Annotated in this window: 15 protein-coding genes; 6 read left to right on the top strand and 9 right to left on the bottom strand. The window is 58.1% G+C overall.

Going from position 1 to position 19,229, the window contains the following annotated elements; all coding sequences use genetic code 11:
* Window positions 1-5: 5 nt before the first annotated feature.
* Window positions 6-2,351 carry an alpha-glucosidase gene (gene ygjK / locus AC3WOK_RS07720; protein WP_492354289.1) on the top strand — a complete coding sequence of 782 codons (2,346 nt, stop codon included), beginning with the start codon at window positions 6-8 and terminating at the stop codon, window positions 2,349-2,351.
* Between the two features lie 89 nt (window positions 2,352-2,440).
* Here the strand turns inward: ygjK and AC3WOK_RS07715 are convergent, their stop codons facing one another.
* From AC3WOK_RS07715 to aegA, 3 genes are all read right to left on the bottom strand, one after another.
* Window positions 2,441-3,484, bottom strand: coding sequence for a DUF1176 domain-containing protein (locus AC3WOK_RS07715; RefSeq protein WP_264438478.1), 1,044 nt, complete (start codon window positions 3,482-3,484; stop codon window positions 2,441-2,443).
* Window positions 3,485-3,589: 105 nt separating this feature from the next.
* Window positions 3,590-4,183, bottom strand: coding sequence for a GDP-mannose pyrophosphatase NudK (gene nudK, locus AC3WOK_RS07710; RefSeq protein WP_492354288.1), 594 nt, complete (start codon window positions 4,181-4,183; stop codon window positions 3,590-3,592).
* 66 nt (window positions 4,184-4,249) lie between these two features.
* Entirely contained in the window at window positions 4,250-6,226 is a 1,977-nt protein-coding gene (gene aegA, locus AC3WOK_RS07705) for a formate-dependent uric acid utilization protein AegA (RefSeq protein ID WP_492354287.1), read from the bottom strand.
* Window positions 6,227-6,378: 152 nt separating this feature from the next.
* On the opposite strand from aegA, the gene narQ reads away from it, so the two are divergent.
* Window positions 6,379-8,073 carry a nitrate/nitrite two-component system sensor histidine kinase NarQ gene (gene narQ, locus AC3WOK_RS07700; protein ID WP_492354286.1) on the top strand — a complete coding sequence of 565 codons (1,695 nt, stop codon included), beginning with the start codon at window positions 6,379-6,381 and terminating at the stop codon, window positions 8,071-8,073.
* A 142-nt stretch (window positions 8,074-8,215) separates the two neighbouring features.
* The gene (gene acrD / locus AC3WOK_RS07695; protein WP_492354285.1) at window positions 8,216-11,329 is read left to right on the top strand and encodes a multidrug efflux RND transporter permease AcrD; all 3,114 of its coding nucleotides are present in this window, start codon (window positions 8,216-8,218) and stop codon (window positions 11,327-11,329) included.
* A 109-nt stretch (window positions 11,330-11,438) separates the two neighbouring features.
* Here the strand turns inward: acrD and ypfM are convergent, their stop codons facing one another.
* Complete coding sequence (gene ypfM, locus AC3WOK_RS07690; protein ID WP_015572204.1) at window positions 11,439-11,498, bottom strand: protein YpfM; 60 nt, start codon at window positions 11,496-11,498, stop codon at window positions 11,439-11,441.
* 387 nt (window positions 11,499-11,885) lie between these two features.
* On the opposite strand from ypfM, the gene AC3WOK_RS07685 reads away from it, so the two are divergent.
* The 3 genes from AC3WOK_RS07685 to AC3WOK_RS07675 are packed head-to-tail and all read left to right on the top strand — an operon-like array spanning window position 11,886 to window position 13,596.
* Window positions 11,886-12,236, top strand: coding sequence for an ArsC family reductase (locus tag AC3WOK_RS07685; protein WP_059311965.1), 351 nt, complete (start codon window positions 11,886-11,888; stop codon window positions 12,234-12,236).
* Between the two features lie 10 nt (window positions 12,237-12,246).
* Complete coding sequence (gene dapE, locus AC3WOK_RS07680) at window positions 12,247-13,374, top strand: succinyl-diaminopimelate desuccinylase (RefSeq protein ID WP_063957750.1); 1,128 nt, start codon at window positions 12,247-12,249, stop codon at window positions 13,372-13,374.
* Window positions 13,375-13,398: 24 nt separating this feature from the next.
* Window positions 13,399-13,596, top strand: a complete 198-nt coding sequence (locus AC3WOK_RS07675; RefSeq protein WP_014171111.1) for a YpfN family protein — start codon at window positions 13,399-13,401, stop codon at window positions 13,594-13,596.
* A 38-nt stretch (window positions 13,597-13,634) separates the two neighbouring features.
* Here AC3WOK_RS07675 and ypfH read toward each other — a convergent pair whose 3' ends face one another.
* The 5 genes from ypfH to bamC form a co-directional block, all read right to left on the bottom strand.
* A complete protein-coding gene (gene ypfH / locus AC3WOK_RS07670) occupies window positions 13,635-14,330 on the bottom strand; it encodes an esterase (RefSeq protein WP_039263710.1) in 696 nt (231 codons plus the stop codon).
* Between the two features lie 73 nt (window positions 14,331-14,403).
* Entirely contained in the window at window positions 14,404-16,377 is a 1,974-nt protein-coding gene (locus AC3WOK_RS07665; RefSeq protein WP_492354284.1) for a tRNA(Met) cytidine acetyltransferase TmcA, read from the bottom strand.
* Complete coding sequence (ypfJ, locus tag AC3WOK_RS07660; protein ID WP_063427933.1) at window positions 16,377-17,246, bottom strand: KPN_02809 family neutral zinc metallopeptidase; 870 nt, start codon at window positions 17,244-17,246, stop codon at window positions 16,377-16,379. The genes AC3WOK_RS07665 and ypfJ overlap by 1 nt, the downstream gene beginning before the upstream one ends.
* 120 nt (window positions 17,247-17,366) lie before the next feature.
* Window positions 17,367-18,080, bottom strand: a complete 714-nt coding sequence (gene purC / locus AC3WOK_RS07655) for a phosphoribosylaminoimidazolesuccinocarboxamide synthase (RefSeq protein ID WP_008501631.1) — start codon at window positions 18,078-18,080, stop codon at window positions 17,367-17,369.
* A 109-nt stretch (window positions 18,081-18,189) separates the two neighbouring features.
* The gene (bamC, locus tag AC3WOK_RS07650; RefSeq protein ID WP_059311968.1) at window positions 18,190-19,224 is read right to left on the bottom strand and encodes an outer membrane protein assembly factor BamC; all 1,035 of its coding nucleotides are present in this window, start codon (window positions 19,222-19,224) and stop codon (window positions 18,190-18,192) included.
* Window positions 19,225-19,229 lie beyond the last annotated feature (5 nt).

The following is a 19,229-nucleotide window of genomic DNA, read 5'->3' as shown; positions in this document are numbered from 1 at the left end:
TCCCCGTGAAACTCAGCCTTACACCGCTGGCCTGCGCGCTGGCGCTCAGTTTTTCGGCCCACGCCGCCGCCCCAGATGATTTTAAAAACGTCATCAACCGCGCCGGTGCACCGGCGTATATGCACGATTTTGACGATGACGACCACCAGCGATTTAACCCCTTTTTCGATTTGGGTGCCTGGCATGGGCATTTGCTGCCGGACGGGCCGCAGACTCAGGGAGGATTTCCCGGCGTAGCGCTGCTCACCGAAGAGTACATCAACTTTATGGCGACGAATTTCGATCGCCTGAGCGTGTATCAGAACGGCAAAAAAGTCGATTTTACCCTCGAGGCCTACAGCATTCCCGGCGCGCTGGTGCAGACGCTGAGCGCCAAAGACGTGCAGATCGCGATGACGCTGCGCTTTGCCACCGCGCGCACCTCGCTGCTGGAAACCCGCATCACCAGCAAGGCACCGCTCGACCTGGTGTGGGACGGCGAACTGCTGGAGAAGCTGGAGGCCAAAGCGGGCAAACCGCTGTCGGATAAAACTGTCGACGGCGCGTATCCGGACTATCAGCGCAGGCTGGTCCCCGCGCGTGACGGCCTGAAGGTGACCTTTGGCAAGGTGCGTTCCACATGGGATCTGCTGACCTCCGGCAGCTCCGAATATCAGGTGCATAAATCCATCCCCGTCGAGACCACCGTCGACGGGCATCGCTTTACCAGCCGGGCGCATATTACCGGCAGCACCACGCTGTACACCACCTACTCCCATCTGCTCAACGTCGATGAGGCGAAGCGCGAGCAGATGCAGATCCGCGATATTCTGGCGCGCCCGGCCTTCTATATGACGGCCTCGCAGCGGCGCTGGGAAGGCTATTTGCAGAAAGGGTTAACCAACCCAAACGCGACGCCCGAGCAAACCCGCGTGGCGGTGAAAGCCATCGAAACGCTGAACGGCAACTGGCGTTCGCCTGGCGGCGCGGTGCGCTATAACACGGTGACGCCATCCGTCACCGGACGCTGGTTCTCCGGCAACCAGACCTGGCCGTGGGATACCTGGAAACAGGCGTTTGCCATGTCGCATTTCAACCCGGATATCGCCAAAGAGAACATTCGCGCGGTCTTCTCCTGGCAAATCAAACCTGACGATCCGGTGCGTCCGCAGGATGCCGGCTTTGTGCCGGATCTCATCGCCTGGAACCTGAGTCCGGAACGCGGCGGCGACGGCGGCAACTGGAACGAGCGCAATACCAAGCCGAGCCTGGCCGCGTGGTCGGTGATGGAGGTGTACAACACCACCCGGGACAAGGCCTGGCTGGCGGAAATGTACCCTAAACTGGTGGCCTATCACGACTGGTGGCTGCGCAACCGCGACCATAACGGCAACGGCGTGCCGGAGTACGGCGCGACGCGTGATAAAGCCCATAATACCGCCAGCGGCGAAATGCTCTTTACGGTGAAAAAAGGCGATAAAGAAGAGTCGCTTTCCGGCCTGAACAACTATGCCCGCGTGGTCGATAATGGCCATTACGACAGCCTGGAGATCCCGGCGCAGGTTGCGGCCTCGTGGGAATCCGGGCGCGATGACGCCGCCGTCTTCGGTTTTATCGATAAAGCCCAGCTGGATAAATACGTCGAAAACGGCGGCAAGCGCAGCGACTGGACGGTGAAGTTTGCCGAAAACCGCGACAAAGAGGGCAGGCTACTGGGGTATTCGCTGCTGCAGGAGTCCGTCGACCAGGCTAGCTATATGTACAGCGACAACCACTATCTGGCGCAGATGGCGAACCTGCTGGGTAAAGAGCAGGAGGCCAGCCGCTACCGCAAACTGGCGGATAAGCTCGCGATCTACATCAATACCTGCATGTTCGACGCGAAAAGCGGTTTTTACTATGACATCCGCATTGAGGATAAACCGCTGGCCAACGGTTGTGCGGGCAAACCGATCGTCGAGCGCGGTAAAGGCCCGGAGGGCTGGTCGCCGCTGTTTAACGGCGCGGCAACGCAGGAGCATGCTGATGCCGTGGTGAAGGTGATGCTGGATCCGAAAGAGTTTAACACGTATGTGCCGCTCGGAACTGCCGCACTAACCAACCCGGCATTTGGCCCGGATATCTACTGGCGCGGGCGGGTCTGGGTCGACCAGTTCTGGTTTGGCCTAAAAGGGATGGAACGCTATGGCTATCGGGAACAGGCACAAACGCTGGCTGAAAACTTCTTTAAGCACGCAAAGGGGTTAACGTCCGACGGCCCGATCCAGGAAAACTACAATCCGCTGACCGGCGCGCAGCAAGGCGCCCCCAACTTCTCCTGGAGCGCAGCGCACCTATACATGCTGTATAACGACTTTTTCCGTAAACAGTAACCAGGGTGCGGTCTGCTTTGCCGGGTGGCGCTGTCGCTTACCCGGCCTACGTTTCGGATGTGTTGCTGGCCGGGTAAGGCGGCTAAAAGCTAGCGCGTGATCCACAGCGTCGGCCAGGCATCTGGCCCGTTCCAGCTATCACAGCTGGGCTCTTCGGCATAACGCACCAGGCGAAAACGCTGGCCGTCAAAGCGCCAGCGCGTCTGGATCCCGCAATCCCCCATACCGCGCCCGAGCGCGAGCGTGGTCAGCTCGCGCGTTTTCTCATCGAAGCTGGCGTTCATTAACTCCATTTCACTGCTGTCGCTTGACGGCGTAAACGGCAGCCGCAGCCTGACGCTACGGGCGGAGAAGGGTTTCTTACGTGATACCAGCCACGCCAGATCGACCGTGTTATAGGCCCCCGCCTCGCAGCTGACGATCAGCAGCGCTTTATCATCGGTTAACGCGGTAACGCGCACTTCCCGGCGGTTAGGATCCAGCGAGCACTGGCTGCTGTTCATCCGCCCGGTACCATAATCCAGCAGGTCGTTAAGTTCAGCGTGGGAAAGCGGCGTTGGGGTGGGGTTCACGACAGCCACTTTTTTCAGGGCGGGCGCGGGCGGCACGCTTAATGGCGGATCGTCACCCTTCTTAATCCATGCGGTTTCGCTGCCGACGCGCTTTTGCTGGGCATCAATGAACAGCAGCGCCGCTTTCAGACCGCTCAGGGAAATCACCTGCTTGCCGTCGCGCAGGGTCAGGGCTTTCCCTTCCTGGATGTTTTTCAGAAAGGCGGTAATGGTGGCCGCATCGTCCGTTTTAAGATGCCAGGGCGTGAGCTGCCAGTGCTGTCTGTCCAGCTTCAGAGGGGAGTTATCCAGCAGCAGCCGGGGGGCTATCTCTGGCTCTTTGACGGAGGGCGTTTCAAGTCCGCCGAGGTCGATACGCAGCGTGGCATCCGTTTTTGCCCCGGCGCTTCGGGTAAGCGTCATGACCAGGCCGCGGTGCTCGCCCGTGTTGCGCGCAAGGCAAAAGTTCTGGTTATTGCAGGTCACCTGCCAGTCAGAGAAGGCTTGCTGCGCGGGCGCAGCCCGCACCTGCGGCGCGAGAAGCACGCAAAACAGGGAAAATAAAAAGACGCTGTAGCGCATGAATGACACAATCCCGGAACGAAAACGCTTAACTGGACAGTATCTTCGTGTTCCCGCCGGGATGGCTCAATCGGATTTATCGGATAGATTTATCTGAAAAACACACTATATCCGTTCAAAAGCGCTATTCATCAACCCGGTTGTCTGTAAATACTGCAGTAGTATCACTGCCTTACCATCCCTGATTTCGCCTGAACGCATCATCTCCAGCGCTCGGGAAAAGGGGAGCTCCAGCACTTCGATATCTTCATCCTCTACGCCACCGCCCCGGTGGGTGCGCTGCGCGTCGCTGTATTCCGCAATGAAGAAGTGAACGATTTCCGTCACGCCGCCGGGCGACATAAACAGCTCGAAGACCTTTTTGACCTCGCCCACTTCGAAGCCGGTTTCTTCCACGGCCTCCTTGCGGATGCAGACTTCCGGCTCATCGTTATCAAGCAGGCCAGCGCAGGTTTCAATCAGACGTCCGTCAGGGTTGCCGTTAACCCATGTCGCCACCCTGAACTGACGGATCAGCACCACGCTCTGCTTTTCACGGTTATAGAGCAAAATGGTTGCCCCGTTGCCGCGGTCGTAGACCTCGCGTTTGTGGCGGATCACTTCACCGTTATTACGCGTAAGATCGTAGGTGATGTTACGCAGGACAAAGTAGTTTTCAGAGAGAATTTTGTCTTTGATAACGTCAATTTTCAGGGTCATACGGGCTCCACAACATAATGAGTCGCCCTATACTACGCCGTGAATCCCACTTTGTCGCCCGCCGGTTTAATGGTGTTCTGGCGCACTGACTCCCAGCCAGTCGAGTATCCCCTGCGCCGCATGACGCCCTTCCACCATGGCGGTTACCACCAGATCCGCACCGCGTACCGCATCACCCCCAGCGAAGATTTGCGGGTTGGTCGTCTGGTAACGGTAGCGGCTCTCAACCGAGGCAATAATCCGCCCGCGCTCGTCCGTTTCAACGCCCTGCGCCTGCAGCCACGACATCGCGTGCGGGTTAAAACCAAACGCCATAATGACCGCATCAGCGGCCATCACAAACTCGCTCCCCGCCACCGGAACGGGACGACGCCGCCCCTGCGCATCCGGCTCACCGAGCTCGGTACGCAGCATCCGGATACCGTTGACCTTTCCGTCAGGATCCAGCGTCAGCTCGACCGGCTGGACGTTAAATTCAAACGCCGCGCCCTCTTCTCTGGCGTTCTTCACCTCTTTCTTCGACCCCGGCATATTGGCCTCATCCCGACGATAGGCGCAGGTGACGTTCGCCGCGCCGTGGCGTAACGCGGTGCGGACGCAGTCCATCGCGGTATCGCCCCCGCCCAGCACCACCACGTTTAAGCCACGGGTGTCGATGAACGGTTCGCTGGCCGACTCCTCCAGCCCCATAACATGCCGCGTATTGCCCACCAGGAAAGGCAGCGCGTCATAGACCCCTGGCGCGTCTTCGTGCGGGATACCCGCCTTCATCGAGCGATAGGTACCCACGCCAATAAACAGGGCGTCGTACTCGTTCTTTAACTGTGACATCGACACGTCCTGCCCCACCTCGCAGTTCAGCTCAAAGCGGATCCCCATCGCGGTGAATATCTCTCTGCGCCGCGCGAGAAGCGATTTATCCAGCTTGAATGCCGGGATGCCAAAGGTCAGCAATCCGCCGATTTCCGGATGCCGATCGTAGACCGTCACGCTCACGCCGCTGCGCGCCAGCACGTCGGCGCACGCCAGCCCGGCAGGCCCCGCGCCAACAATCGCGACACGCTTACCTGATGGCGTGACGGCGGACAAATCCGGCCGCCAGCCCATCGCCAGCGCCCGTTCGGCGATATAGCGCTCGATGTTACCGATGGTCACGGAGCCCGACTCGTCACGGATTGTGCAGGCCCCTTCGCATAAACGGTCCTGCGGACAGACGCGGCCGGTAATTTCAGGTAAACAGTTAGTCTGATGAGAAAGCTCGACCGCGCCGGCAATGTCCCCCGCGCTGAGGCGCTCAATCCACTGCGGGATGTGGTTGTGCAGCGGGCAGGTCCATTCGCAAATGCTGTGCTCGCCGCACGTCAGGCAGCGCGACGCCTCGCGGGCGGCCTGCTCGGCCCGAAACGGCAGGTAGATTTCGTTAAAATGGCCCACGCGCTCTGCGCCAGCCAGCTTGTCGGGCTCGCCGCGTGGCGGGGTTGTTTGCATCTGCTGCAGCTTAGTGCGCGGGACGTCCTCTCTGACGGCCTCCGCATGCCAGGGCCGCGCCTCCAGGCTGGCAGCGCGCTGTCGGCGCGATTTTGCCAGATTGTCCAGGACGGCGGGCGTCGCCAGGGAGAGGACGTCTGCCGGGCAGTTTTCGATACAGGCCGGGCCGTTTGGTCGCGTCTGGCAGAGATCGCATTTGTTCGCCGAGGCCTTCACGCCGCTGCTGCCGAGCGGGGTGACGATAATTTCCATCGTGCCAAACGGGCAGGCCACCGCGCAGGCCTTACAGCCGATGCATTTTTGTTGGTTCACCTGTACGCTGTCATCGCATTTGCTGATGGCGCCGTTCGGGCAGCTTTGCGCGCAGGGCGCGTTTTCGCAGTGATGGCAGGTGACGGGGCTTCGTTTCTCGCCGGCTCGCAGGACCGTAATACGGGGATGAAAATGGCGCTCGCTCAGGACGTGCTGCTCACCGTTGTGCGCCATCACGCAGGCCACTTCGCAGGCGCGACACCCAATGCATTGCTGGCTGTCAGCCATAATAAAACGATTCATATCCACACCTGTTTTTGGTTCAATAACCTTATTCTTTGTATGAATATGGTATTTACGCATCACGGCGCGATCGGGCAATGTTCAAATGCCCAGGATGCCCAATTATTTCCAGTGAACCTGTGGCAGATCAATTTTATTCAGAGAGCCGTTCTGTGACCGTTAAACGACCCGTTTCCGGAAGCCTTGCCTGGGCATTCTTTTCGATCATTGTTTTATCCGTGCTGACCAGCACCGTCGCGCTGCTGACGCTTGCCAGCAGCCAGCGTGACGCCGAAGCCATTAATATCGCGGGCTCACTGCGCATGCAGAGCTATCGCCTGGGCTACGAGATGCAGCGCAACAGCCCTTCCCTTGCCGCCCATCGCGAGAACTGGCAACAGACGCTGAGCGCGCCTGCCCTGCAGAAGCTGAACCGCTGGTACGTTCCGGACAACGTGAAAGCACGCTATCAGCAGTTGCACGTGGCCTGGCTGGAGATGGACACGCGCATCGCCCGCGGCGACAGCGCGTGGTATCAAAGCCACATTGGCGATTTTGTCGGCCGCATTGATGCTTTCGTGCTTGCCCTGCAGCACTACACCGAACATAAAATTCAGACGGTCACCCTGCTCTCGCTGGCGGGCGCGCTTGGGATCCTGCTGCTGACGCTGTTTACCCTGCGGCGCATCCGTCGCCAGGTGGTATTGCCGCTGAACAATCTGGTGGCGGCCAGCGAGCGAATTGAGCGAGGTGAGTTTGCGACCCCTGCGCCGGATACCGCCCTGCCGAACGAGCTGGGCCAGCTCTCGCGCGCCTTTAACCACATGTCCGCCGAGTTAGCCACGCTCTACCGCTCGCTTGAAGCCTCGGTTGCGGAAAAGACGCGGCATTTGCATGACGCCCACCAGCAGCTCGACATGCTGTTCAAGTGCTCTCAGGCGCTGAATACCGGCCAGATAGACAGCCACTGCTTCCGGCATATCCTGCAAATTGTCCATGACTATACGCAGATGAGTTATCTGGAGCTGCGCACCAGCGACGACTGGCGGGTGTGTGAAGGGACGGAGTCACGCGGCCTCCCGCTGCAAAATCTGCCGGTATTGATGCAGGACACCCTTTACGGCGAGCTGCGCTGGCAAAGCGAGACGGACAGCGTTCCCCTCCCGCTGATGCGAAGCGTGGCAACCATGCTCGGGCGCGGGCTGTACTTTAACCAGGCACAGAAGCATTACCAGCAGCTGCTACTGATGGAAGAGCGCGCCACCATCGCTCGCGAGCTGCATGATTCGCTGGCGCAGGTGCTGTCGTATCTGCGCATTCAGCTTGCCCTGCTTAAGCGCGCCGTGCCGGAGGAAAACGCCCCGGCGCAGACCATCATCACCGACTTCTCCCGCGAGCTTAACAACGCCTGGCAGCAGTTGCGCGAATTGCTCACCACCTTCCGGCTCACGCTGAACCACGCGAATTTACCCGCGGCGCTGCAGGAGTCCCTCGATGCCCTGCAGAGCCAGACGCAGGCTAAGCTGCATCTCGACTGCCGCCTCTCCTCGCTGGCGCTCGACGCGCAAAAGCAGGTGCATCTTTTACAGATCGTACGCGAGGCCGTGCTGAACGCCATTAAGCACGCGCAGGCCACTGAGATCGCGGTGAGCTGCGTGACGGCAGCGGACGGTACGCACTGCGTCAGCATTCGTGACAACGGCATCGGAATTGGCGAGGCCAGCGAGCCGCCGGGGCATTACGGCCTGAACATTATGCGTGAACGCGCGCAACGGCTTGGGGGAGCGCTGCATTTTTCACAGCCGCAAAACGGCGGCACGCTGGTCAGCGTCACATTCCCCGTACCTGAGGCACCGGCGGGTAAATAACGGTAAAGGAGGAAGCGCAGGGAAAAGCGCATGATAATTTACATTATCTCCTTTATTTCTCCACGTTTGACCTGGGCCTTACCGCTAAAGTTATGCGGGCAATAAACAATAATGACGTGCAGCAAAACGAGGTCACTTTTTCATGGCGAATTTTTTTATCGATCGCCCCATTTTTGCCTGGGTGCTTGCCATCCTGTTGTGCCTGACAGGCGTCCTGGCGATTACTTCACTTCCCGTTGAGCAATATCCCGATCTGGCACCGCCGAACGTGCGCGTCACCGCAAACTACCCCGGCGCTTCCGCACAAACGCTGGAAAACACCGTGACGCAGGTTATCGAGCAGAACATGACGGGTCTGGATAACCTGATGTACATGTCCTCGCAGAGTAGCGCCACGGGCCAGGCGACGGTGACCCTGAGCTTCAAGGCGGGCACCGACCCGGACGAAGCGGTGCAGCAGGTACAAAACCAGCTGCAGTCGGCCATGCGCAAGCTGCCCCAGGCGGTACAGAACCAGGGTGTGACCGTGCGTAAAACCGGTGATACCAATATTTTGACCATCGCGTTTGTCTCGACAGATGGCTCGATGGATAAACAGGACATTGCGGACTACGTCGCCAGTAATATTCAGGATCCCATCAGCCGTATTAACGGCGTGGGGGATATCGACGCTTACGGCTCACAGTACTCAATGCGCATCTGGCTCGATCCCAACAAGCTCAACAGCGTCCAGATGACGGCGACCGACGTAACGGATGCCATCAAGGCCCAGAACGCCCAGATTGCCGTAGGGCAGCTGGGGGGAACGCCGTCCGTTGATAAGCAGGCCCTGAATGCCACCATCAATTCGCAATCGCTGCTGCAGACGCCGGATCAGTTCCGCAACATCACCCTGCGCGTGAATCAGGACGGGTCGGAAGTGCGCCTGGGCGATGTCGCCACGGTGGAAATGGGTGCGGAGAAATACGACTACCTGAGCCGCTTTAACGGCAATCAGGCCTCCGGTCTGGGGGTTAAGCTGGCCTCCGGCGCGAACGAAATGGCTACAGCGAAACTGGTGCTGGACCGTCTGGACGAGCTGTCGCAGTACTTCCCGCACGGGCTGGAGTACAAAGTCGCCTATGAAACCACCTCCTTCGTTAAAGCGTCGATTGAGGATGTGGTAAAGACCCTGCTGGAAGCCATTGCGCTGGTGTTCCTGGTCATGTACCTGTTCCTGCAAAACTTCCGCGCAACGCTGATCCCAACCATTGCCGTCCCCGTGGTGCTGCTGGGGACCTTTGCGGTGCTGTACGCGTTCGGATACAGCATTAATACCCTGACGATGTTTGCGATGGTGCTGGCGATTGGCCTTCTGGTGGATGATGCCATCGTGGTGGTCGAAAACGTCGAGCGCATCATGAGCGAAGAGGGCCTTTCCCCGCGCCAGGCGACGCGTAAATCCATGGGGCAAATTCAGGGGGCATTAGTCGGTATTGCGATGGTGCTGTCGGCCGTCTTTATCCCGATGGCCTTCTTTGGCGGCACAACCGGGGCGATTTACCGTCAGTTCTCCATCACCATCGTCTCGGCGATGGTGCTCTCCGTGCTGGTGGCGCTGATCCTCACTCCCGCACTCTGCGCCACCATCCTGAAACCGCTGCACAAAGGGGAACATCACGGCCAGAGAGGGTTCTTCGGCTGGTTTAACCGGATGTTTAACCGCAATGCCGCGCGGTATGAATCTGCCGTCGGCGGCGTGCTGCACCGCAGCCTGCGCTGGATGATGGTTTACGTTGTGCTGCTGGGCGGCATGGTCTGGCTGTTTATGCATCTGCCCACCTCGTTCCTGCCGATGGAGGACCGGGGAATGTTCACCACCTCGGTGCAGCTCCCGAGCGGCGCAACGCAGCAGCAGACGCTGAAAGTGGTTCAGAAGGTGGAGCAGTACTTCTTCACCAAAGAGAAAGATAACGTTGTTTCCGTCTTCTCCACCGTCGGCTCCGGCCCGGGCGGCAACGGGCAGAACGTCGCCCGCATGTTCGTCCGCCTGAAGGACTGGGACGAGCGCGACACGAAAACGGGAACATCGTTTGCCATCATTGAGCGCGCGACGAAAGCCTTTGCGCATATCAAAGAAGCGCGCGTCTTTGCCAGCAGCCCGCCGGCAATAAGCGGTCTGGGCAGTTCTGCCGGCTTTGATATGGAGCTGCAGGATCACGCCGGTGCGGGCCATACGGCGCTGATGGCGGCGCGCGACAAGCTGTTGGCGCTGGCGGGCAACGATTCAGGCCTGACACGCGTTCGCCATAACGGCCTTGACGACAGCCCACAGCTGCAGGTGGATATCGATCAGCGTAAGGCGCAGGCGCTGGGCGTGTCGATCAACGATATCAATGACACCCTGCAAACCGCGTGGGGCTCGAGCTATGTGAATGACTTTATGGATCGCGGCCGCGTAAAAAAAGTGTATGTACAGTCCGCCGCGCCGTTCCGCATGCTGCCGGATGATATTAACCGCTGGTTTGTCAGGAATAATGTCGGCGGCATGGTGCCCTTCTCCGCCTTTGCCAACTCGCACTGGGAGAGCGGTTCGCCGCGTCTGGAGCGCTATAACGGCTATTCCGCGGTTGAAATCGTTGGGGAAGCCGCCCCGGGCGTCAGTACCGGTACCGCCATGGACATCATGGAAAAACTGGTGCAGCAGCTGCCCGCCGGTTTTGGCCTGGAGTGGACGGCCATGTCTTACCAGGAGCGTCTCTCCGGAGCGCAGGCACCCGCGCTTTACGCCCTCTCGCTGCTGGTGGTCTTCCTCTGCCTTGCCGCACTGTATGAAAGCTGGTCAGTCCCGTTCTCGGTCATGCTGGTCGTGCCCCTTGGCGTCATCGGTGCACTGCTCGCGACCTGGATGCGCGGCCTGGAGAACGATGTCTACTTCCAGGTCGGGCTGCTCACTGTGATTGGGCTATCGGCGAAAAACGCCATTCTGATCGTTGAGTTTGCCAACGAGATGAATGCCAAAGGCCACGAGCTGATGGCCGCCACGCTGCACGCCTGCCGTCAGCGCTTACGCCCGATCCTGATGACGTCGCTGGCGTTTGTTTTCGGCGTACTGCCGATGGCAACCAGCACCGGCGCAGGCTCCAGCAGCCAACATGCTGTGGGTACCGGGGTCATGGGCGGCATGATTTCCGCCACTATCCTTGCCATTTATTTCGTTCCGCTGTTCTTTGTGCTAGTGCGTCGCCGCTTCCCGCTAAAGGAACGCCCGGAGTAAGTGATTGAAATAAAAAAAGGCGGCTCTATCGGCCGCCTTTTTATTGTGTGATTAATTCACACTATGGTTATTTTACTTATTTTAGTGCTCTTGCAATTCTTACTGAATGTCATTTACGAAGCATGCCTTCGATAAAATCTTTCCAGTTCCCCAGTTCACGTTCAATCATAATACCCTCTCTTATTATTATGCGCATTCTACAAAAACGGACCGTCATTGTGAAGACTATTTAACCAATTGCTGTGATTGCACCCCACGTCCTGCGTGGATTTATGATAAATATGAACGGATAGCCCTCAATTTTTTGTGACGGCCAGCAATATTTTGAAATAACACTGCGGACAGCTGAATTTTATTTTATTGGCTGAGTTTATTAGCATTTTAAAGTTTATGGACATCTATGCTTAAAGGATGAAAGAATATTCAGCGTACAGTTGTGAGTTGAATTAAGAAGAAGTGTAAATCCAGACGATTCCTGAATGTGTTATATTCTACTTAAGGATATATCTTCGAATTTACTGAACATTTAATCATCATTAGGTCAAAAGGATTCACCATGGTTGTGATGTACGGCATTAAAAATTGCGACACCATCAAAAAAGCCCGCCGCTGGCTGGAAGCCAACAGCGTAGAGTACCGTTTCCACGATTACCGAGCGGATGGGCTTGATGCAGAATTTCTGCATAACGCCATCAGCGAACTGGGGTGGGAAGCACTGCTGAACACGCGCGGCACCACCTGGCGTAAACTGGACGAAGCGCTGCGCGCCAGCATCAAAGATGCCGACAGCGCGGCAAAACTGATGCTCGAAATGCCGGCAATCATCAAACGCCCATTGCTCTGCGCGCCAGGGCAGCCTATGCTGCTGGGTTTCAGTGAAACCCTTTATTCAGACTTTTTTCGTTGAGGTGTAGTCTATGTCATGCCCGGTCATTGAGCTGACTCAGCAGCTTATTCGCCGTCCTTCCCTTAGCCCGGACGACGCAGGTTGTCAGGCATTAATGATTGAGCGCCTGCGCGCCATCGGTTTTACCGTGGAACGCATGGATTTTGGCGATACCCAGAACTTCTGGGCGTGGCGCGGCCAGGGTGAAACGCTGGCCTTTGCCGGACACACTGACGTCGTTCCCGCCGGTGACGCAGACCGCTGGATTAACCCGCCGTTTGAACCGACCATCCGCGATGGCATGCTGTTTGGTCGCGGTGCGGCAGACATGAAAGGCTCTCTGGCGGCGATGGTGGTGGCGGCAGAGCGCTTTGTTGCTCAGCACCCGAACCACAAAAACCGTCTCGCGTTTTTAATCACCTCCGACGAAGAAGCCAGCGCCCATAACGGCACCGTGAAGGTCGTTGAGGCGCTGATGGCCCGCAACGAGCGTCTCGACTACTGCCTGGTCGGCGAGCCGTCCAGTACCGAAGTGGTGGGTGATGTCGTCAAAAACGGGCGTCGCGGCTCGCTGACCTGTAACCTGACCATTCACGGCGTTCAGGGGCACGTTGCTTACCCGCATCTGGCCGATAACCCGGTCCATCGCGCGGCACCGATGCTGAGCGAGCTGGTAGAGATTGAGTGGGATAAAGGCAACGAGTTCTTCCCGCCGACCAGCATGCAGATTGCGAACGTCAAGGCCGGGACCGGCAGCAATAACGTTATCCCGGGAGATTATTTCGTCCAGTTCAACTTCCGCTTCAGCACTGAACTGACCGATGAGACGATCAAGGCGCGCGTTATCGCCCTGCTGGAAAAATATAACCTGCGCTACACCGTGGACTGGTGGCTTTCCGGCCAGCCGTTCCTGACGCAGCGCGGCAAACTGGTGGATGCGGTGGTGAACGCCATCGAGCACTATAATGAAATTAAGCCACAGCTGCTGACAACGGGTGGCACCTCAGACGGACGCTTTATCGCCCGCATGGGTGCCCAGGTTGTCGAACTGGGTCCAGTGAACGCAACCATTCATAAAATAAATGAGTGTGTCAATGCGGCAGATTTGCAACTGCTGGCCCGTATGTATCAACGTATTATGGAGCAACTCGTCGCCTGACGAACGCTCTGAGAGGAATAGCGAATGGACTGGCTTTCAAAGTACTGGTGGATTCTGGTGTTAGTTTTTCTGGTCGGCGTATTGCTTAACGTGATTAAAGATCTGAAGCGCGTTGACCATAAAAAATTTCTTGCCAACAAACCGGATCTTCCCCCGCACCGTGATTTTAACGACAAGTGGGACGATGACGACGACTGGCCGAAGAAGGATCAGAAGAAGTAATCGATCTGTTTCCCCTCTCCCTGGGAGAGGGGGAAACCTCACATAAACTCTACAATATCATCGTTATCCGGCTTGCCGCCGCTGAGCGCTTCATCAAAGTAGTGCTTCGGTACGGTATAGCGCAAACGATCGAGCGCAAACTGCATGCTACGGTCGTCAATCGCGTGGCCCAGTTCGTCAACGATATCCAGCGTCACATCCCCACCTTCGCGAATCAGCGCTTCCTGCGCCGCAACCGCATGCGAGAGCTCAATTACCCGGTCTTCACCACCGTGGATCAGGTGGATGGTCGTCTGCGTGGTCGCGCTGGTCGGTAGCGTCGCAAAACGGCCGTTAAATGCGATCACCCGCGAAGCCAGACCCGGCTGCGCTTTTACGCTTTCCAGCGACATGATTGACCCCTGCGAGAAGCCAATCAGCGCGGTTGCGTCGGCACCTACGCCGCTCTGCTGCTGCCAGTAGCGGACAATGTCGATAAACGTGGGCATGATGGCATCAATGCGCGCCTGACGGTTCTCTTCCGTCACGCCCTGAACGGAGAACCACTGCCGTCCGTTCGGACCACATGGCTCTACGCCACCAATGCTGACAATCAATGCCTCCGGAAAAACAGGCGCAAACCAGCTGCCAATCTGACCCATATTGACGGCATTATCGCCAACGCCATGAAACAGAAGCAGTAACTGTTTAGCCGGTTTGTCAGGGCTTTGAACAACAAAATGGTCGTGTTTCATGGTGGTCTCCTTAATAGATGACCTGGATTCTACGCCTCGCGACGGGAATGACCATGCCACTTTACTGAAGAAGTCATTGAAAAAATTGCCATTGCAAAATAGCGTCTTTGAGCTGCTGACAGCGAGCATCATCAAGCCTTTCAAGAGCTTGTGCCGTTTCCGCTCGCATTCTCACCAGCAGCGCTTTTCGCCCGGGCAGGGCCAGGTCAGCGCTTAGCCGGGCATCATCCTTTTTCGCCTCAACTTTTCCGCGCAGGGCCGCAAGCGGCATATCAACGCTCTGCACCAGCCGCGTTAACGACGCAACGGAGGTGGAAAACGCCCGGTGGGCGAAGGCGAACCCGGCCAGCTCCAGCCAATCGTCATGATTAAGGGTAGCGTCCCATTCATCTTCCACCGGGATCTTTTCACCGTTCCAGGCCGATAATACCCGCGCATCGTGCCTCAGACGCTGCTGCGCCTGCTCACACAGCTGACGCCCGGCCTCACTGTACGCCAGCAGCGCCATCGCGGTATAGCAGCCGCTGCTGGCTTCACGATGGCTTCCCATCCGCACCAGCACAAACCCGCACTGCTGCCAGAAGCGCCAAAGCTCATCGGTGTAACCAAAGCTTACCGACAGATAATCTTCCCCGCTGGCGCTGCGGATAAGCGCCTGACCAATCCCTTCCCGCTGACGGTGAGGGTGCACGGCAATGCGGGTCACCCGTCGGCCTCGGAGCGTGGCCGCCAGCGGGGAGCCGCCGTGCGCCGCCAGAGACTGCGCCACCAGGTTCCCGCGAGGACGGCGGAAGCCCGCCCACACGGCGCGGCTAAGCTCAGGGGATAACCCGCCCTCCTCCACCAGCCAGAGCGCCCCGGCGATGACCGGGTTGGCTTCGGCGACAGCAAACTGCTGCCCGGGCGCGTCCATCATGCGGCGTAAATCGAGCGGCGAGGTGCGATAGTGCGCGGCGCAGAGAAGTTCGTATACGCTCGCTGCCAGCGCCGGACGGCTTTCCCAGGCCTCCGGGGTCAGGGAAGTTAAACGCACCTCCCCTTCCGGGCGGCGGTCAACCAGCGTATCGTCAAACAGCAGCGCGCGGGCGACGACCCGCTCAAGCGGGCAGCCCGTAGCCCAGCGTACCGGCGCTGACAGGCTGTAGCGCTGCAGCCCGGCAAACCGACCGCAGAATTTAAGCAAAAATCCCCGGCCCGTCCCTTCATAGCCCTGCACCGTTGTGGTCAGCAGCACGCGCGGGAAACGGCTCACCAGCTTTTCCAGCAGCGGGCCGGGGATCGCGGCGGCTTCATCGACAATCAGCCAGTCGGCCTGGCATGAAGAGGCAAGCAGCGCGTCCGGGGCCATAAAATGAAAATGCTCTCCGGCAAATCGGGCAATGATATCCGTTGCCCCCTTCGCGGGCGCGGTGACCACGGCGCTGCCCGTAATGCGATTCAGCAACATTCCCGCCAGCGCTGACTTTCCGCGCCCGCGCGCGGCGGTAACGGCCACGATGCCCCTCCTCATCCCCTGAAGCACATCCAGGATCTCAGCCTGCTCGCGCTGCGGCGCGCCGCTGGCGGGCCGCCAGTCGGGCGCATCGGGTAAAGGTGGAAGGGATAAATCGCTACCCTGAAGCCAGACAATCGCGTCGGGATCGGCGGCAAGGGTCCGGCAGAAATGGCGGACAAAATGCGGCGTGGCTATCGCGTCGGCGCTGTCGCTCCAGCGCAGGGAATCACCGTCAGGACGCTCGGCCCACGCGTCGAGCGGTGGAACCCGCAGCACCAGCAGGCTTCCGGCGCTGAGCGTTCCGCTAAGGGCGGCAAACGCGGCGACATCAAACCCGGCGCTGGCGTTAAAGACGGCATGGCGGAACTCGCGTCCCAGCAGGCCACTGATGGCCTGTGAAGGGTGTTCGTCCAGCCAAACCCAGTCTCCAGGTAGGGCGTCACGCAGGGCGACAGCCTGGGTTAACGTCCACTGTGCATCACCGCTGAGCACCACCAGCCGGCGATGGCCGGTGCGCTCAAGCTCGCTTATCAGCTGTTCAAACGGCAGCATTACATCGCTTTGCCGAAGGTATTACACTGCGCCGGATCGCCGCTGTCGAAACCGCGTTTAAACCAGCTATAGCGCTGCTGTGAAGTACCGTGCGTGAAGCTGTCCGGCACGACGCGCCCCTGGCTCTGCTGCTGAAGGCGATCGTCACCGATAGCCTGAGCGGCATTTAACGCCTCTTCAAGGTCGCCGGATTCCAGAACGCCCTGCTGCTGCATGCTGTGGCCCCAGACGCCCGCGAAGCAGTCCGCCTGCAGTTCCATTTTAACGGAAAGGCGGTTCACTTCGGCCTGAGAGGCATTTTGCTGAAGCTGGCGCACTTTTGGCTCAATCCCCAACAGCTTCTGCACGTGGTGACCGACTTCATGTGCGATCACGTAGCCCTGGGCAAAATCGCCGTCAGCGCCAAGCTTGCGTTTCATGTCATCGTAAAAAGAGAGATCGATATAGACGGTGCCGTCTGCCGGGCAGTAGAACGGCCCCATCACAGACTGCCCGGTACCGCATCCGGTGCGGGTTGCACCGCGATACATCACCAGCTTCGGCTGCTGGTAGGTACGCCCCATTTTCTCGAACAGCTGACTCCAGGTGTCTTCTGTTGTGGCGAGAATAACGGAGGTAAATTTAGCCGCTTCATCTTCATTCGGGCTGATGGAGTGCTGAGATTGCTGCTGCTGTTGCAGCGGCTGACCGGTCATTAAACCGGTGAGATCGACGCCGTAATATCCTGCAACCAGCACCACAATCAGCAGGATTATCCCGCCTTTGCCGCTCGGTAACCGGAAGCCGGGACCGCCCATTGAAGGGCCGCCGCCGCCATCACTGCGCCTGTCTTCTACATTGTCACTTTCACGACGCCCTTGCCAGCGCATAACCACCTCGAACTATTCCATTAATAATAGCTATGATCGTAGGCGGTTAACGGCAAGATTACCATAGGAAACAAAGGTAAGACGCCAAAGGATGCGAACATCCTTTGGCAAGTGAGGGAGTTAGTCGAGCTTAACGCCTAAACGGTGAGCAACCGCTTCGTACGCTTCAATCAGGCCACCCAGGCTCTGACGGAAGCGGTCTTTGTCCATTTTATCCAGAGTTTCTTTATCCCACAGGCGGCTACCGTCCGGTGAGAACTCATCGCCCAGCACCACTTCGCCTTTGAACAGACCAAACTCCAGCTTGAAGTCGACGAGGATCAGGCCCGCGTCATCAAACAATTTTTTCAGCACGTCGTTGGCTTTGTAGGTCAGCTCTTTCATGCGCGCCAGGTTCTCTTTATTCACCCAGCCGAAGGTTTCGCAGTAGGAATCATTGACCATAGGATCGTGCATAGCATCGTTTTTCAGGAACAGGTCGAACAGCGGTGGGTTCAGTTCGATACCTTCTTCAATGCCCAGACGCTTCACCAGGGAGCCCGCTGCACGGTTACGAATAACGCACTCAACCGGAACCATATCCAGTTTTTTCACCAGACATTCCGTATCGGACAGCAACGCTTCCATCTGAGTCGGGATACCCGCTTCGGCCAGCTTGGTCATAATGAAGTGGTTGAACTTGTTGTTCACCATGCCTTTACGATCGAACTGCTCAATGCGTGCGCCATCCCCTGCTGACGTATCATTGCGGAACTCGAGCACCAACAGATCCGGGTTTTCCGTGCTGTATACGGTCTTCGCTTTGCCACGATACAACTCAGCTTGCTTCTGCATCTTCATTACTCCTGGTGTGATGATTTGTGTTCAAAACTGGGGATATTATGCCACGCACACGTTTGCGTAGCACTAAAATAAAAAGGGCTGGATTAACCAGCCCTCGTATTTATTTGCTGAATGCCGCCTGGAAGACAGCGACCAGCGCATCGTTCTGCGACTGGGTCAGCGTGTGACCTTTTGGATCGATAAACTGCAGACTGCTGCGGTTATCAAGGTCGCCTACCTGAATCTTGTAGTCACCGGAGGCAAGCTGAGGATCTTTCGCACCCAGCTCCTGCCACGCGCTGTCGGAGAGCGGCTTGTACGTTGCCGTCATACTGCCGGTTGAACGCGTGCTGTCGGTCACTTTCATGCCCACTTTTTCCAGCGTCGCTGGCAGACGCTGCCAGGTCTGATTAAACGGTGCACGAACCACCAGCATTGGCAGGCCGGTATCATCCGCACCGCTTTGCACATCGAAGGTCGCACCGCTGCGGCTCTGCGCGGCGTTGGCGGCATCGGTGGCGGTCTTATCCAGACCCGCGGCAATCACGTTCAGCATTTCGGTGCTGTAACGCTGCAGGGACGCGGCATCCGCAACCGGTTTACCCGCCTGCTCCAGGTTCAACAGCTTAACGTTAACCGCCTGCTGATAACCCTGTGGTTTTACGGAGACTTGATAGCGACCGCGATACTGCTGATCTTCATCCAGACGGTTCCATTCGATCCAGTCGGTGGTTAACGTCTGGCTGGCGTCATCGCGTTTATCGATGGTGTAGTTCTTCGACTGAATAACGCTGACAACCTGCGGCCACAGGGTGCTACCGCGCGCGCTCTCAACCAACAGAGACGCCGTATCACCGGTGAACTGGGTACGCGCCCCGCTCACCAGCGCCAGAGGCTGTGCTGGTGGACGAATATCAAGCGCTTTACCCACCAGGCCACTGCCGTTGGTCACGGGAATATTATAATCGCCGTTCTGAATCGGCAGGATCATACCAGCCGGTGCGTGAAGTTCAGCAAGCGGGGTCGCATCCAGATAGGATTCATCACCGCTCACCTGGCGCTTGTAGCGCGAGTCTGAACTACAGGCAGCGAGCAGCATAACAAGCGAAACACTCGCAACCTTCGCCAGGCGCGACTTCTGTACTGAATAAGCCATCAAAT

This window comes from Enterobacter sp. FW301-JW81, assembly GCF_058788735.1.
The sequence above is the reverse complement of the archived record's forward strand: the minus strand, read 5'-3'. Positions and strand labels throughout refer to the sequence as shown.